Raw genomic sequence first — 14,454 nt, 5'->3', positions numbered from 1 at the left:
TGCATATTTTCGTCAATTGGCTGCAGCACCGCAATTCCAGCAAACCTCAAAGGCTGAGCCGTTTAATTCCTGGCATTGGTTACAACGCCAGTCGTCACCATTTGCCTGTACTTCTATTTGCTCTATGAGTTTCTGCGCTGTGGCAAGTTGAGTGTCGTCAACTAACCAAAGCTCTGGCCACGTGTCCAGTGGCGCTAAGTCGCCAGCTGCACCACTTGAAAACTCATTTTTCATAACGGTTTCTATACCGTTCATGCGTAACACATTACGCACGTTTTCCACTAAAAGTTTGTTTTCATGGGTATAAATTAACGTCATGGCGACCTTCAGTTGGTTTACAGGCGAATACTTTGAGCCAATACACTCACACCGGACAGCATCATTAATCCGAGCGTTAATTGACGGAAACGATACTCGGAAACATGATGCTGGAGCTTGTGACCGACGGTTGCGCCAATCAGTGCGCCCGGCAATAGGCTCAAAATAAGGTAAAAGTGTGCTTCTGCGTAGATGGCCTGACGTGAAAAATTGAACACGTTAGCAATGGCAATACAGCAAAAAAACAGGCTTAAAGCGGCTCTGAACTGCTGCTTAGGAATACGGGCGTTTGCCAGAAACAGAACAATGGGCGGGCCTCCGAGGGTCATTAAGCCGTTTAAAATGCCTGAACTACTGCCTACCGCAATGTGACCTGGTGCGTGTTCTGCGGTTGGAAACTGTTTGCCGCTGGCAAGAGCAAGCGCCACTGCTAAAATAACACCACCAAGAACCAACTTAATGAGTTGGTCATCAATAGCGAGTAACAAGGAACCGGCAATAATTGATGTGGTAACGCCCGATATAATCAGCCACTTCCATTGTGACGGGCGGGCGGCTTCACGGTTTTTCCAATAGATCCAGGCACCTACCATGATATTTATGACCGACAAGGCTGGTGTCAGAACGCTGATAGGAAACCACAAAGCCAAAATGGGAACGGCGAGTAGGCCAGAGCCAAAACCACTAATGCCTTGCAGCATAGCGGCGAAAAAGAATACCAATGCGGCGGCAAAATACTCCAATTTAACCTCTTTTATCGCTAATGTTTGAAAACGGCTTTTCAGTCGCTGCAATAGTCTTCATAATGACAACAATAATAACAACGGAGCTGAGCATGCGGGTGACTCTGGTCGTGTTGTTGACCTTATTCCTGGCACTACAATACCGTCTCTGGTTTGGGAAAAACAGTTTGCCAGATTATTGGCGTTTGCAACAGGAAGTCAGCAACCAAAAAGTAACCAATGAAAATCTCGAACGGCGCAATCAACTGATTTACGCGGACATTGAAGACCTGCGTGACGGTGAAGATGCGCTGGAAGAGCGTGCTCGTAATGAACTGGGAATGATTAAAAAGGACGAAGTGTTCTTCCGTCTGGTTCCGGACAGAGCACAATAACGATATGACAAGCACCGAACCCACCGAACACTGCAACGTTAAAGCGGTTATACCGGCAGCCGGCCACGGCAGCCGAATGCAAAGCAATATTCCTAAACAGTTTTTAACCGTTGGCGGTAAAACCCTATTACAGTACAGCATTGAAGCGGTATGCGCTGATTCGCGTGTAACCGAAGTGATTGTTGCGGTGTCTGCTCCGGATTCAAATGACTTACCTGATGTTTCTGAGTTAGCGGTGTCGCAGACCGTTACTTATGTTCGTGGCGGCGAAACACGCGCTGAATCAGTGTGCAAAGGAGTTGAATACGCATTGGTTCAGGGGGCAACGCACGCACTGGTTCATGATGCGGCAAGGCCTTGCTTACCTAAAGAGGCGCTAGCCCGGGTCATTGATAGCGGGGTTGCCAGTCAACACGGCGCGATTTTAGCCATTCCGGTTCGGGACTCGTTAAAGCGAGCCATGTCGTTGAACAACAACGCTGCACATATTGAAGAAAGTGTTGAACGTGAGCACTTATGGCAAGCACAGACTCCGCAAGTGTTTCATGCACGAACGTTATTGAATGGTATTCATCACATGGGCGCGCACAATCCGCAACTGACCGATGAGGCCTCGGCAATGCAATGGTTGGGATATCAGCCGATTTTGGTTGAGGGCGCTTTTAAAAATCTAAAGGTCACTCACCCGGAAGACTTTGAATGTGTTGCCAACTGGCTGTTGGCACCCGTAACGACAGAATAAGGAAACAACTCAATGAAAATTCGAGTGGGTCATGGTTATGACGTGCACCGGTGGGGCGCTGACAAACCGTTGATTTTAGGTGGTATTGAAATTCCTCATTCACAGGGGCTGGAGGCACACTCTGATGGTGACGTGGTTCTCCATGCTGTGACCGATGCGTTGCTGGGTGCTATGGCATTGGGCGATATTGGCAAGCACTTTCCGGATACCGATGAACAATACAGAGGCGCGGACAGCGCGCAACTTTTAGAGCACGCTGTTAATTTGTGTCAGCAGAAAGAATTTCAGGTCGGCAATATTGATATTACCATTGTCGCTCAAGCACCGAAGATGGCCCCTCACATTGATGACATGCGTTCGCGCATCGCAGGCTGTTTAAAAACCTGCGTAGATAACGTCAATGTTAAAGCAACGACGACGGAGGAACTGGGGTTTGTTGGGCGGGAAGAAGGCATTGCCTGCCATGCAGTCGTGCTGATGGAGTCGTTTTAATGTTGGCACCAGACCAAGTGAATTGTCAGGCGTTAGCGGCTTTAAACGTCGGTGAAAAGCCAAATGCCGCTTCTAAAGCGTCGCCCGAAGACTTTCAGGTTATCGAACAACTCAATGTTGACGATGAGCAAGAGGGTGAGCATCAATGGCTATGGGTGAAAAAGAGGGGAGCTAATACGGCCTTTTGCGCTGAGAAAATTGCCCGTTTTGCTGGCGTGTCGCCAAAGCAGGTCAGTTATTCTGGTCTGAAAGACAGACAAGCGGTTACCTGGCAATGGTTCTCCATACAGCTACCGGGTAAAGATACGCTGGACTGGCAGCAGCTCAACGATAACGAAATGACAGTTGAGCGTGTCATCAGGCGCACGAAAAAGTTACGCAGTGGCCTACACACCGGCAATCGCTTTGTCATTCGCTTACACAATGTCAGCGATATGGCGCTTTTGAAAGACCGCTGGCATCAAGTCACACAGAGCGGTGCTATCAACTACTTTGGTGAGCAGCGCTTTGGCCGTTTCGGCGATAATGTGGCTGAAGCCGAAAAGTGGATATTGGCGAGTCGTCCTAAACGACTATCGAAAACCAAGCGAGGACTTTATTTATCGGCTTTGCGGAGTTATCTGTTTAATTTAATAGCGTCAGAGCGCGTTAAGCAATTGGGTGCAGATGCTTTATTAGATGGTGACTGTGCCGTATTGGCTGGTTCTAACTCGATGTTTACGATTGAGCAGTGGGACGATGAACTTAAGCAGCGGCTTACCAGTAACGATATTGAAATTGCATTGCCTCTGCCTGGTTCGGCTAAAAAGACGATGACTGCAGGTGAGTCAGCAGCGTTTGAAAATATGCTGCTGGCGCCTTACGAAAGCTGGATAGAGGCGTTAGCCAAGCTTCGGGTTGATGAAGGCCGGCGCGCCTGGAAAGTCATTCCCGCCGAAGCGGAACTCAATGAACTTGACGAAGCGACCGTTGAGCTGAGTTTTACTCTGCCTTCCGGTGCTTATGCAACAACGATTTTAAATGAAATTGCGACAATAAGTGGTGAACCCAAATGATGAAAATTTTGCTGAGTAATGATGATGGTGTGCATGCTCCGGGAATACGGGCGCTTTACCTGGCATTAAAAGAAGTAGCTGAAGTGCGGGTCATTGCGCCGGATAGAAACTGCTCTGGCGCAAGTAACTCGTTAACGCTGCACAATCCACTTCGTATTCGCAAGCTGGATAATGGCTTTTACTCGGTGAATGGCACACCAACAGACTGTGTTCACTTAGGCACGAACTCACCCATAGCGGAAGACGTCGATTTAGTGGTTTCGGGTATTAATGACAGCCCAAACATGGGTGACGACGTTTTGTATTCCGGCACGGTGGCTGCGGCGATGGAAGGGCGCTTTATGGGACTGCCGTCAATTGCTGTTTCTATGGGCGGTCGAGGTCACGATTATTATGAGACGGCAGCAAAAATTGTTGCAGATATTGTGTCTGACATGGAAAAAGCACCGTTGCGTTTAGATACCGTGCTTAACATTAATGTGCCATATACCACTTATGATAAATTGAAAGGTACGAAGGTAACGAAACTAGGACGTCGTCACCGTGCGGATACCATGGTGCACGATCGCGACCCTTTTGGTAACGAAATTTTTTGGTATGGTCCAATCGGACATCACACGAGTGATGAGCCTCAGACTGATTTTGCGGCAATTCATGACGGGTATGTGTCCATTACGCCGTTAAGTCTCGATATGACGGCTCAGCGCCATACCGATACGTTAACGGAGTGGTTAGATCAGAAAAAATGATGAAGACAATCAGTGGACAGGCGCGAGCCAAAAAGCTTATCCAGCAATTGAGCGATCTGGGTATTACCAACCAGCAAGTGTTGCAGGTTATTGCTGAAACGCCGCGCCATGTATTTATGCCGGAGTCGTTAGCCCATAAGGCTTACGAGAATACTGCATTGCCTATCGGTAACGGACAGACTATTTCGCAGCCGTTAATGGTCGCGACAATGACTCAGTTACTCATGCAGCATAATTGCCACAATGTATTGGAAATTGGTACTGGCTCTGGCTATCAAACCGCGATACTGGCTCAGTTGGTCGATAAAGTTTTTAGCGTAGAGCGCATTGCTCAGTTGCAATATCAGGCCAAGCGCCGACTACGTCAATTAGACTTGCATAATGTGTCAATGCGACATGGTGATGGTTGGAAAGGGTGGAGCAGTAAAGCGCCTTTTGACGGTATTATTGTCACGGCAGCCGCCAGCGAAATACCCTCTGACTTAGTGGCTCAGCTAGCCGACGGAGGCGTTATGATTATCCCTGTTGGCGGTACAAATGAAGCCCAAAGTCTGACGGTTATTCGTCGTTTTGGGGACAGCGTTGAACAGCAGCAAATTGGTGATGTTCGGTTTGTGCCTTTAGTGAAAGGAGAGCTCAGTTGAAGCTGTTTTCTGCGCTGTATGACAGAGTATTAAGTTGGTCTGAACACCCTCGGGCAAAAGCTATTTTAGCTTTACTCAGCTTTTCGGAATCCGTTATTTTTCCCGTTCCACCAGACGTCATGCTGGCGCCAATGGCGATGACGCAACCGGACAAAGCCTGGCGCTTAGCGTTCTTAACAACAGTAAGTTCTGCTGCTGGTGGGGTGCTTGGTTATTTTCTTGGGTTCTGGGCGTTTGAAACCGTGGTTTTGCCCGCCGTTGAAACTCTGGGTTATGAAAGTAAACTCGAGGTTGTTAAAAGTTGGTTTGCAACCTGGGGTTTTTGGATAGTCTTTATCGCGGGTTTCTCGCCGATTCCTTATAAGTTGTTTACGGTGACCGCGGGCGTTATGCAGATTGCGTTTTTCCCGTTTTTATTAGCGTCGGTTATTAGTCGCGGTTTGCGCTTTTATCTCGTGGCGTGGCTGCTTAAAACGGGTGGCCCTAAAATGGCTGTAAAACTTCGTGAATATGTTGATCGAATAGGCTGGTCACTGGTAATACTATTGATAGTAGCCTACATAGTGGTGCAATTGGTTTAGGGATGCGATTGAAAAACGGGATGTTACAGAGTCTTATAGTGCTTTCCTTGCTGCCAATTGTGCTGCAAGGTTGCAGCAGTCGCTCTCAACCGGCTCCCGTTGATACCTTGTATACTGGCAAAACATACCGGGATTTTCAGCCTGACTCGTTAGATGCCAAAAAGTACGAAGTACAAAAAGGAGAAACCCTTTATTCAATTGCGTTTCGCGCCAACATGGACGTTGATGACATAGCGAGGCTGAATAACTTAGCAAGGCCTTATACCATATACCCGGGGCAGACACTGGACTTAGTGGGCAGTGCCAAAAGTACTGGTACCAGTGAACCAACTCAAAGACCTCAAAGTAATAAACAAACAGCAAATCGCGCACAAAATAATATAAAAACGCCCGTTGCCAAGACTCAGAAGAAAGAGTATGGTCAAAAAGTAGACACGAAAAAAACAGTGAAAAAACAAACCGATACTCGCAAACAAAGGCGTCGAAAGCCGGTGCGGGTAAGGTCTGAAGCGGCAATGCCAAGTAATGCTGAGTTAGCCTGGCAATGGCCGTCGACAGGAAAAATTATAGAACGTTTTTCACTGAAAGACAGAGGAAATAAAGGGCTCGATTTTGCTGGTAACAGGGGTGACCCAGTAAAAGCCGCCGCAGCGGGTAAAGTGGTTTATGTCGGAAATGCGCTTAGAGGTTTTGGTAATTTAATCATTTTGAAACATAACGATGATTATATTACTGCCTATGCCCACAATGAGGACATTCTCGTCAAAGAACAAGAATGGGTGGACATAGGTGAAACGATAGCCCGCATGGGGGACTCAGGTGCAAAAGGTATTAAATTGCATTTTGAGGTTCGTTTCAGAGGTAAGTCGGTGAATCCTGAGCATTATTTACCGAGCTCTCGCTAGTGACGTGGAAATAATAATAACAAGATATGGAGGTCGACGTGTGCATTAACACGGTTTTCAGATTAACAGGAGCTTGTTATGAGCCAGATAAAGGAAGAAGCTGTCGACACTATCGAAATCAGCGAGGAAGAAGCGCTGCTTGAAAATGCAGATGAAGCGCAACAGTCTGCAACGAGCTCTGATGAGGAGTTAGAAGAGGCGCTATCATCGTCCTCAAGTCAATATCAAAAGAAAATGGATGCCACTCAGCTTTACTTAGGTGAGATAGGCTTTTCTCCATTACTGACCGCTGAAGAAGAGGTCTTTTATTCACGACGTGCGTTAAAAGGCGATAAAGCCGCTCGTCGGCGCATGATTGAAAGTAATCTTCGGTTGGTGGTTAAAATTGCCCGCCGCTATTCAAACCGGGGCTTAGCGTTACTGGATTTAGTGGAAGAGGGGAATTTAGGTCTTATTCGTGCGGTTGAAAAGTTTGATCCGGAACGAGGATTCCGTTTTTCAACCTACGCCACTTGGTGGATACGCCAAACCATTGAGCGGGCAATTATGAACCAAACCCGCACCATTCGTTTACCCATTCATGTGGTTAAAGAGCTGAATATCTACCTGCGCGCGGCACGTGAACTGGCGCACAAGCTTGACCATGAGCCAACAGCTGAAGATATTGCTAAGAGTCTGGATAAGCCGGTTGGTGATATTACTAAAATGCTGCGTTTGAATGAGCGCATAGCATCGGTCGATACGCCAGTGGGAGGCGAAAACGATAAAGCCTTGCTGGATATTCTGGCGGACGAAGATGATCACGGTCCTGAAGGTGTGCTTCAGGATGAAAACCTGAAAACGAATATTACTGACTGGCTGGAGTCACTCAACGATAAGCAAAAAGAAGTGCTTGCGCGTCGCTTCGGCTTGCTGGGATATGAAGCATCAACGCTTGAAGACGTCGGTCGTGAAATCGGCTTAACTCGAGAGCGTGTTCGTCAAATCCAGGTGGAAGCGTTAAGAAAGCTAAGAGATTCACTCAAGCAGCAGGGACTAACGTTGGACTCTCTTTTTGCCGGACAATAGTGGCTATTAGCTATCGGAGAAAGACGAAGGGCTCGGTATTTACCGGGCCCTTCTTCTTTTTATAGTTTACTTTTCCAACTAAAGAGTAACTCAAGCGCTTGCCTTGGACTTAAATCGTTTAAGTCGGTGGTTTGAAGGTGTTCGATAATTGGGTTTGGCCTTTCAGGTTCAAGCGGCAAACTCGGCTGCTTTTCATTGGGCTTTGCTGGCATTGATTTGTGGCTACCATGATGCGCTGTTTCCAACTCTTTTAACTTAAGTTTTGCTTGTTGAATAACATGCTCTGGGACACCGGCCAGTTTTGCCACTTGCAAGCCAAAGCTTTGGTTTGCCGCGCCCTCACTGACCGTATGCAAAAAGGCAATGGTATCGCCGTGCTCTTTAGCATTCACGTGAACGTTGCTGGTCGCAGGCAATTCGTCTGCCAGTTCCGTCAGTTCAAAATAGTGTGTTGCGAACAGCGTTAAGCATTGCAGTTTCTGCGCCAGATAATCAGCACAGGACCATGCCAGCGACAAACCGTCGTAGGTTGATGTGCCGCGACCAATTTCGTCCATAAGTACAAGGCTATTTGGCGTAGCATTATGCAAAATATTTGCGGTTTCCGTCATTTCAACCATAAAAGTCGAGCGGCCAGAAGCCAGGTCATCAGATGCTCCGATACGCGTGAAAATTCGATCAATACAGCCAATGCGAGCTGTCTTAGCCGGAACATAGCAACCCATATGCGCCAGAATCACAATAAGTGCGGCTTGACGCATATAGGTTGATTTACCGCCCATATTGGGGCCGGTGATCATGAGCATGCGCTGTGTGTTATTTAAGGCAACATCATTTGCTATGAATGGGGTTTCGCTAAGTTGCTCAATAACGGGGTGTCGTGCCTGTTCAAGCTCGACCAGACTGGAGTCGTCGGTAAGTTCAGGCCGGCAGTAGTCCCAATTGTTAGCCAGCTGGGCGAAGCAGCTGAGGGTATCCAGTTGCGCTAACGCTGATGCTGTTCTTTGCAAGTCAGCAACGTAAGGCATTAGCTGTTCGAAGAGTTGATCGTATAACCATTTTTCTCTTGCCAGTGATCGCGCTTGTGCGTTAAGAACCTTGTCCTCATGCTCTTTAAGCTCAGGCACAATGTAACGCTCTGTATTTTTTAATGTTTGGCGTCGTTGGTAATGATCAGGCACTAATTCCGCGTTTTGCCGGCTCACTTCAATAAAATAGCCATGCACCTTGTTATAACCGACCTTTAAGGTCGTAATACCGGTTTGTTGGCGCTCCCGCTGCTCCAGCTGATGAAGGTAGTCGGTGGCCCCGGTGGCTAGATCCCGCAGGTCATCCAGCTCACTGTCGTAGCCTTCGGCAATAACGCCGCCATCTCTAATCAATAAAGGCGGATTATCGATAACAGCACGCTCTAAGCGATCAACCACTTCAGGGAAAAGCAAAATAGCCTCGTTCAATTGGTTGAGGCTTCGGTGCTTTAATTGGCTTTTAATATCAGGCAGCTGCTTCAGACTGTCTCTTAAACGGGCAAAGTCTTTAGGGCGGGCGGTTCTTAAGCCAACCCGTGCAACGATACGCTCAATGTCTGATAGCGACTTCAGGCTGGTTTGCAAAGGCTCGTAAGCGTTATTTTCCAATAGGGCTGCAACCGCATCGTAGCGTTTATTTAAGGCGTACTGATTTCGAATTGGGCGCTGTAGCCAACGTTGAAACTGGCGGCTGCCCATGGCCGAGGCTGTTTTATCCAATACTGCCGATAAATGTGTGTTAGCGTCGCCCAGGCTTTGTTGTAATTCAAGGTTACGGCGAGTAGCTGCATCTAGAATAAGGGCATCACTAGGGTGCTCTGTAACAATCGACTGGATATGCGGTAACGCCGAGCGCTGAGTTTCTTTTACATAGTGAAGAATAGCCCCTGCCGCGCCTAGTGTTGGTTCGTCAGCTTTAAGCCCAAAACCTTCCAAGTGCTGCGTAGCGAACTGTCGAGTTAATAATTCGAATGCGGTTGTTTGTTCAAACTCCCAGGTTGGACGGCGTTTGCAGTTCGCCTTAGCAAGCGGTAATCCGGCCAGTGACATGGTATCGGGATACAGCAACTCGGCCGGTTCCAGACGTTGCATTTCTGCGGCAAGTTGTTCGTGGGAGTTAGCTTGCGTTAACCAAAAACGTCCGCTGCTAAGCTCTAGACTAGAAATTGCATACAGGTCGTCTTTCAAGGCCGATATAGCGACTAACAGTTTTTGTTGTCGTTCGGTCAGTAGCGACTCATCGGTTACTGTACCCGGCGTAACAATGCGAACGACCTTGCGTTCGACAGGCCCTTTGCTCGTGGCAGGGTCGCCAATTTGCTCACAAATAGCGACAGACTCACCTAAATTGACGAGTCGCGCTAAATAGTTTTCAACCGCGTGGTAGGGAACGCCGGCCATTGGAATGGGCTCGCCGTTGCTTTGTCCGCGAGCGGTCAGCGAAATATCGAGAAGTTCTGCTGAACGTTTTGCGTCGTCGAAAAATAGCTCATAAAAATCCCCCATACGATAGAATAAAAGCATGTCCGTATGTTGCGCTTTTATACGTAAGTATTGCTGCATCATTGGGGTATGTGATTGGATATGTTTTTCAGAAAAATCAGGCATAGTTGAGTTATTTTTATCTGGAGCCAATGTTATGGTAACAACCACAGTTATTACGCCGCAAACCTTAGAACTCGCGGAACAGCTCGGTCAATGCTTGTTGGAAAAACAGCAAACAATTGCCACTGCAGAGTCCTGTACCGGAGGGGGAATAGGATACGCTATTACGGAAGTGGCGGGAAGTTCTGCTTGGTTTAATGGCGGATTAATCACCTATACTAACGACCTGAAGCGACAGCTACTGAATGTGAGTCAGAGAACGCTTGAAAAAGATGGGGCTGTGTCAGCGGAGTGTGTGAAACAAATGGCACTTGGCGCCCAGGCTCAATGCAATACGTCCTGGGCTATTGCGGTCAGTGGTGTGGCAGGGCCCGGCGGTGGTACTGTCGAGAAGCCGGTGGGACTGGTTTGGATGGCTTTAGTTGGACCCGGTTGCGAGGAGGTTTGGTCGCAAACGTTCGCGGGGAATAGACAAAAGGTGAGAAGCCAAACCATCGATGAAGTCCTAACGAAGGCAATAAATCAGTTTTGATTACAGTAAGTTAGCTGTCACTTTATAAAACTTTTTAATGAACACTTGATACTGTAAAAACGTACAGTATACTGTGTATAAAACCAGTAATTAATGCGGAGCTTAAAATGAGCAATGATCGTCAAAAAGCGTTGGATGCAGCGCTCGGGCAAATTGAACGTCAATTTGGTAAAGGATCTATCATGCGGTTGGGTGACAACCAGACGTTGGATATTGCCTCTGTTTCAACAGGTTCTTTAGGGCTAGATATTGCTCTTGGCATTGGTGGTTTACCTTTTGGACGAGTGATAGAAATTTACGGACCGGAGTCTAGTGGTAAAACGACAATGACTTTAGAGGTTATTGCTGAAGCCCAAAAAATGGGGAAAACCTGCGCTTTTGTTGATGCCGAGCACGCACTCGATCCTATCTACGCTGAAGCTCTAGGCGTTAACGTAGATGACTTGCTTGTGTCTCAGCCTGATACGGGAGAGCAAGCACTGGAAATTTGCGATATGTTGGTTCGTTCCGGTGCTGTTGACGTTGTGATTGTTGACTCGGTAGCTGCCTTAACACCTAAGGCCGAGATAGAAGGCGAAATGGGTGATAGTCATGTTGGCTTGCAGGCTCGTTTAATGTCACAAGCGCTTCGTAAATTAACGTCAAATATTAAAAAGTCGAACACCATGTGTATTTTCATCAACCAGATTCGTATGAAAATTGGTGTGATGTTCGGTAACCCGGAAACCACAACCGGTGGTAACGCACTGAAATTTTATTCCTCTGTTCGTTTGGATATTCGCCGTACGGGTGCTTTGAAAGAAGGTGATGAAGTTGTCGGTAACGAAACTCGTGTGAAAGTGGTTAAGAACAAGGTTGCACCTCCGTTTAAAGAAGCAAACTTCCAAATTTTGTATGGTAAGGGCATCTCTAAAGAGGGTGAGTTGATTGACTTGGGTGTTAAACACAAGATGGTTGATAAAGCGGGGGCTTGGTACAGCTATAAAGGCGATAAAATTGGCCAGGGCAAAGCAAACTCAATGAAGTTCTTGCAAGAAAACCCTAAAATAGCGGATGAATTGGAAAGCAGAATACGTGAACTCTTGCTGTCTAAGCCTGAAAAGAAAACAAAAGAAGATCGTGAAGCAGAGAGAGCGGCTGCAAAAGAAGCAGAAAACTCTCCAGAGCCAAGCGATGACAATGTTTTGTAAGTTGAATTGTTAATGATGAAAGTAAAAAGGCCCTGGATGTATCCGGGGCCTTTTAAATTGAGGGATTTATTGCAAAGAGTTGTTGATACAGTTTTGCCGCATAAGCGTCGGTCATGCCGGATAAGTAATCTGAAATAACCCGAGGGGCATTGTTTCCATGCTCTTGCTCGTGCAGGTAGCGTAAGCGAGTATTTGCTGGAAGCAGTCTTTCTGGCTCGACAGAAAGCACATCAAATAGCTCCATGACTATTTGCTGCCCTTTAAACTCCTGCGCCTGCATTTCAGGTTTGCGAATAACCCACTTGAAAATGAATTCTTTTAATGCATTAAGCAGCTGCTTCTCGGCATCTCCAAGTGCAACTTGATACTGTAACAACGGACATTCAAAGTCGTTGTCTGTTTTTATCAAGGTTGCGGAAGTAACCAGGCGGTTGACCAAACTACCAATGGCGCCTTTGCGTTCATAATGATCATCAGAAAACAGTGCATGAGTCAGTGATTCAGCGTTAAAGCCAGACAGAGCGCTTTCTAAAGACTGCAACCTGTCAAACATATACTTCATCCAGTGCTCACGCTGAATAAGACCAACAACTATGGCGTCTTCTAGGTCATGTACACCATAGGCAATATCATCGGCTGCTTCCATAATAGACGCATCAACGCTTTTTAAAGCGCTGCGGCCGTGTTTAGTGGTTTGTGGCTCTGCTGAAAGTGACTGAAAGGCTTGTTTGTCACTAGTCGATAATGGGGCAAGCACCCAGTCTAATTGGGCTGTGTCATCGTTATATAAGGCTTTAGGGGGTAACCATTGCCGGGTCGGTAAATGCTTAAAGTTACTGACATCTTCAGGTAATTGTTCGCAGCGAACCTGGCTGGCTAGAACAGGGTATTTCAATAGCCCGAGTAAAGTACGACGGGTCAAATTCATGCCATGCTCTGGCGTGTAGGCTTCAAGTTTGGTGACTATACGGAAAGTTTGGCCGTTACCCTCAAAGCCACCGTTATTGCGCATCATGTAGTTCAAAGCAATTTCACCGCCATGTCCAAAAGGCGGATGTCCAATGTCATGCGCTAAGCACAGAGACTCTAATAATGGTTCTGAGAACTCAAGAGACGCTGAAAGCTCAGGGTGCCGGTGACTTAAATGAACAATAAGGCTTGCTCCAATTTGGCTAGCCTCTAATGAGTGGGTTAAGCGAGTTCTTGGAAAGTCGTGCATACCCACGTACATAACCTGAGTTTTTGCCTGCAGCCGTCTAAATGCTGCGCTATGCAATATTCTGGCTTTATCTCGCTGGAATGGGGTACGGGTGTCATTGGGTCGCGTGCTTGATGTGTTAACTTGACGGTCAGTCCAGGGCATAGATAGCTCAGGTAGGTTGTTGAAAACTCAGTAATCATAGTACGATACTTAAACAAATTAAAAAAGTGGGAAAAATCACATGTCGGAAGTGAAAGTTGCATTAGCTCTAGGCTCTGGAGCGGCTCGTGGTTGGTCACATATTGGGGTTATTAAAGCCCTCGAAGAAATGGGTGTGCGCATTAATATGGTGGCAGGTACCTCCATTGGCTCACTAGTTGGAGCGGGTTATGCGTCTGGCCGCCTGGCTGAAATAGAGCAATGGGTGCAGGGCATGAGTCGCTGGGAAGTTTTCAACCTACTGGACTTTGGCTTTAATCAGGGCGGCATTATTGGCGGTGAAAAAGTATTTAACCATGCTCGGGAGGAGTTCGGTCAACGAAATATTGAAGACCTGCCTATTACTTATGGTGCGGTGGCAACAGACCTCTACAGTGGCCGTGAAATTTGGTTACGTAAAGGGGATTTATACGACGCATCGAGAGCTTCCTGCGCTATGCCGGGCGTTCTCTCTCCCAAAGCGTTTGACGGGCGCTGGTTAATTGATGGTGGACTGGTTAACCCTGTTCCAGTGTCCCTGTGTCGCGCCTTGGGTGCTGACTTTGTTATAGCCGTGCATTTGAACTCTCAGTTGAACTCCCGGGCGGTAGAGAAAAGAGGTCGCAGTATTCCGCCGCAAACAGAGGCTGAACAACTTGAGAAGGAAAAAGCGGAAATAGAAAGACATGCGGAAGACGATAATGGCTTTTTCGATAACCTGTGGTCGGGCAGTAAAGAATACTTAGATAGCTTTAAAGAGCGTTTTAAAAGTAATGGGCATAAAGCTCCAGGTATGTTTAGTGTCATGGCAAGTTCTATTGATATTATGCAGGAGCGTATTACTAAGGCTCGTATGGCGGGCGATCCGCCGGATATTTTAGTGCAGCCCAAACTTGGCCACATCGGTATTATGGAGTTTTATCGTGGGCAGGAAGCGATTGATATTGGTTATGACACGACTACACGGATGCGTGATTTGATCATGGATGAAATTGAGTTATACCGAGAGCGCCGCGGTTAAGCGGCGCC

General features: G+C 47.2%; 16 protein-coding genes. 12 read left to right on the top strand and 4 right to left on the bottom strand.

Annotated elements, in window-relative coordinates:
- Nucleotides 1–12 precede the first annotated feature (12 nt).
- The gene (locus tag CEW91_RS07235; RefSeq protein WP_088768339.1) at nucleotides 13–318 is read right to left on the bottom strand and encodes a putative signal transducing protein; all 306 of its coding nucleotides are present in this window, start codon (nucleotides 316–318) and stop codon (nucleotides 13–15) included.
- Nucleotides 319–335: 17 nt separating this feature from the next.
- On the bottom strand, nucleotides 336–1,112 hold the full coding sequence (locus CEW91_RS07230; RefSeq protein WP_232506941.1) for a sulfite exporter TauE/SafE family protein: 777 nt from the start codon (nucleotides 1,110–1,112) through the stop codon (nucleotides 336–338).
- 41 nt (nucleotides 1,113–1,153) lie between these two features.
- On the opposite strand from CEW91_RS07230, the gene ftsB reads away from it, so the two are divergent.
- The 9 genes from ftsB (at nucleotide 1,154) to rpoS (ending at nucleotide 7,671) form a co-directional block, all read left to right on the top strand.
- The gene (ftsB, locus tag CEW91_RS07225; protein WP_053953517.1) at nucleotides 1,154–1,435 is read left to right on the top strand and encodes a cell division protein FtsB; all 282 of its coding nucleotides are present in this window, start codon (nucleotides 1,154–1,156) and stop codon (nucleotides 1,433–1,435) included.
- A 4-nt stretch (nucleotides 1,436–1,439) separates the two neighbouring features.
- On the top strand, nucleotides 1,440–2,177 hold the full coding sequence (gene ispD / locus CEW91_RS07220) for a 2-C-methyl-D-erythritol 4-phosphate cytidylyltransferase (protein WP_088768337.1): 738 nt from the start codon (nucleotides 1,440–1,442) through the stop codon (nucleotides 2,175–2,177).
- Between the two features lie 12 nt (nucleotides 2,178–2,189).
- Nucleotides 2,190–2,669, top strand: coding sequence for a 2-C-methyl-D-erythritol 2,4-cyclodiphosphate synthase (gene ispF, locus CEW91_RS07215; protein WP_088768336.1), 480 nt, complete (start codon nucleotides 2,190–2,192; stop codon nucleotides 2,667–2,669).
- The gene (truD, locus tag CEW91_RS07210; protein WP_088768335.1) at nucleotides 2,669–3,724 is read left to right on the top strand and encodes a tRNA pseudouridine(13) synthase TruD; all 1,056 of its coding nucleotides are present in this window, start codon (nucleotides 2,669–2,671) and stop codon (nucleotides 3,722–3,724) included. The genes ispF and truD overlap by 1 nt, the downstream gene beginning before the upstream one ends.
- Nucleotides 3,721–4,473, top strand: coding sequence for a 5'/3'-nucleotidase SurE (surE, locus tag CEW91_RS07205; protein WP_088768334.1), 753 nt, complete (start codon nucleotides 3,721–3,723; stop codon nucleotides 4,471–4,473). Before truD ends, surE begins: the two co-directional genes overlap by 4 nt.
- Entirely contained in the window at nucleotides 4,470–5,117 is a 648-nt protein-coding gene (locus CEW91_RS07200) for a protein-L-isoaspartate(D-aspartate) O-methyltransferase (RefSeq protein ID WP_420038560.1), read from the top strand. The genes surE and CEW91_RS07200 overlap by 4 nt, the downstream gene beginning before the upstream one ends.
- Complete coding sequence (locus CEW91_RS07195) at nucleotides 5,114–5,698, top strand: YqaA family protein (protein WP_088768333.1); 585 nt, start codon at nucleotides 5,114–5,116, stop codon at nucleotides 5,696–5,698. Before CEW91_RS07200 ends, CEW91_RS07195 begins: the two co-directional genes overlap by 4 nt.
- 20 nt (nucleotides 5,699–5,718) lie before the next feature.
- Nucleotides 5,719–6,603, top strand: coding sequence for a peptidoglycan DD-metalloendopeptidase family protein (locus CEW91_RS07190; protein WP_088768332.1), 885 nt, complete (start codon nucleotides 5,719–5,721; stop codon nucleotides 6,601–6,603).
- 78 nt (nucleotides 6,604–6,681) lie between these two features.
- Nucleotides 6,682–7,671, top strand: coding sequence for an RNA polymerase sigma factor RpoS (gene rpoS, locus CEW91_RS07185; RefSeq protein ID WP_088768331.1), 990 nt, complete (start codon nucleotides 6,682–6,684; stop codon nucleotides 7,669–7,671).
- Between the two features lie 59 nt (nucleotides 7,672–7,730).
- Here the strand turns inward: rpoS and mutS are convergent, their stop codons facing one another.
- Nucleotides 7,731–10,307, bottom strand: a complete 2,577-nt coding sequence (gene mutS / locus CEW91_RS07180) for a DNA mismatch repair protein MutS (RefSeq protein WP_088769378.1) — start codon at nucleotides 10,305–10,307, stop codon at nucleotides 7,731–7,733.
- A 31-nt stretch (nucleotides 10,308–10,338) separates the two neighbouring features.
- Here mutS and CEW91_RS07175 point away from each other — a divergent pair, with 31 nt between their 5' ends.
- Both CEW91_RS07175 and recA read left to right on the top strand, forming a co-directional pair.
- On the top strand, nucleotides 10,339–10,836 hold the full coding sequence (locus tag CEW91_RS07175) for a CinA family protein (RefSeq protein WP_088768330.1): 498 nt from the start codon (nucleotides 10,339–10,341) through the stop codon (nucleotides 10,834–10,836).
- Between the two features lie 107 nt (nucleotides 10,837–10,943).
- Nucleotides 10,944–12,026, top strand: coding sequence for a recombinase RecA (gene recA, locus CEW91_RS07170; protein ID WP_088768329.1), 1,083 nt, complete (start codon nucleotides 10,944–10,946; stop codon nucleotides 12,024–12,026).
- Nucleotides 12,027–12,078: 52 nt separating this feature from the next.
- On the opposite strand, the gene CEW91_RS07165 is transcribed toward recA, so the two are convergent.
- Nucleotides 12,079–13,389 (bottom strand): anti-phage deoxyguanosine triphosphatase, encoded by a 1,311-nt coding sequence (locus CEW91_RS07165; RefSeq protein WP_088768328.1) that lies wholly within the window; start codon nucleotides 13,387–13,389, stop codon nucleotides 12,079–12,081.
- A 79-nt stretch (nucleotides 13,390–13,468) separates the two neighbouring features.
- On the opposite strand from CEW91_RS07165, the gene rssA reads away from it, so the two are divergent.
- A complete protein-coding gene (rssA, locus tag CEW91_RS07160; protein WP_088768327.1) occupies nucleotides 13,469–14,446 on the top strand; it encodes a patatin-like phospholipase RssA in 978 nt (325 codons plus the stop codon).
- The last annotated feature ends 8 nt before the right edge of the window (nucleotides 14,447–14,454 follow it).

The organism is Idiomarina piscisalsi (assembly GCF_002211765.1).
Lineage (GTDB): Bacteria > Pseudomonadota > Gammaproteobacteria > Enterobacterales > Alteromonadaceae > Idiomarina > Idiomarina piscisalsi_A.
Note: the sequence above shows the minus strand (reverse complement) of the source record. Positions and strands in the feature narration are given on the sequence as shown.

Coding starts and splice junctions, on each gene's coding strand:
- CEW91_RS07235 (WP_088768339.1), bottom strand. CDS start 318: ATGACGTTAATTTATACCCATGAAAACAAACTTTTAGTGGAAAACGTG.
- ftsB (WP_053953517.1), top strand. CDS start 1,154: ATGCGGGTGACTCTGGTCGTGTTGTTGACCTTATTCCTGGCACTACAA.
- ispD (WP_088768337.1), top strand. CDS start 1,440: ATGACAAGCACCGAACCCACCGAACACTGCAACGTTAAAGCGGTTATA.
- ispF (WP_088768336.1), top strand. CDS start 2,190: ATGAAAATTCGAGTGGGTCATGGTTATGACGTGCACCGGTGGGGCGCT.
- truD (WP_088768335.1), top strand. CDS start 2,669: ATGTTGGCACCAGACCAAGTGAATTGTCAGGCGTTAGCGGCTTTAAAC.
- surE (WP_088768334.1), top strand. CDS start 3,721: ATGATGAAAATTTTGCTGAGTAATGATGATGGTGTGCATGCTCCGGGA.
- CEW91_RS07200 (WP_420038560.1), top strand. CDS start 4,470: ATGATGAAGACAATCAGTGGACAGGCGCGAGCCAAAAAGCTTATCCAG.
- CEW91_RS07190 (WP_088768332.1), top strand. CDS start 5,719: ATGTTACAGAGTCTTATAGTGCTTTCCTTGCTGCCAATTGTGCTGCAA.
- rpoS (WP_088768331.1), top strand. CDS start 6,682: ATGAGCCAGATAAAGGAAGAAGCTGTCGACACTATCGAAATCAGCGAG.
- mutS (WP_088769378.1), bottom strand. CDS start 10,307: ATGCCTGATTTTTCTGAAAAACATATCCAATCACATACCCCAATGATG.
- CEW91_RS07175 (WP_088768330.1), top strand. CDS start 10,339: ATGGTAACAACCACAGTTATTACGCCGCAAACCTTAGAACTCGCGGAA.
- recA (WP_088768329.1), top strand. CDS start 10,944: ATGAGCAATGATCGTCAAAAAGCGTTGGATGCAGCGCTCGGGCAAATT.
- CEW91_RS07165 (WP_088768328.1), bottom strand. CDS start 13,389: ATGCCCTGGACTGACCGTCAAGTTAACACATCAAGCACGCGACCCAAT.
- rssA (WP_088768327.1), top strand. CDS start 13,469: ATGTCGGAAGTGAAAGTTGCATTAGCTCTAGGCTCTGGAGCGGCTCGT.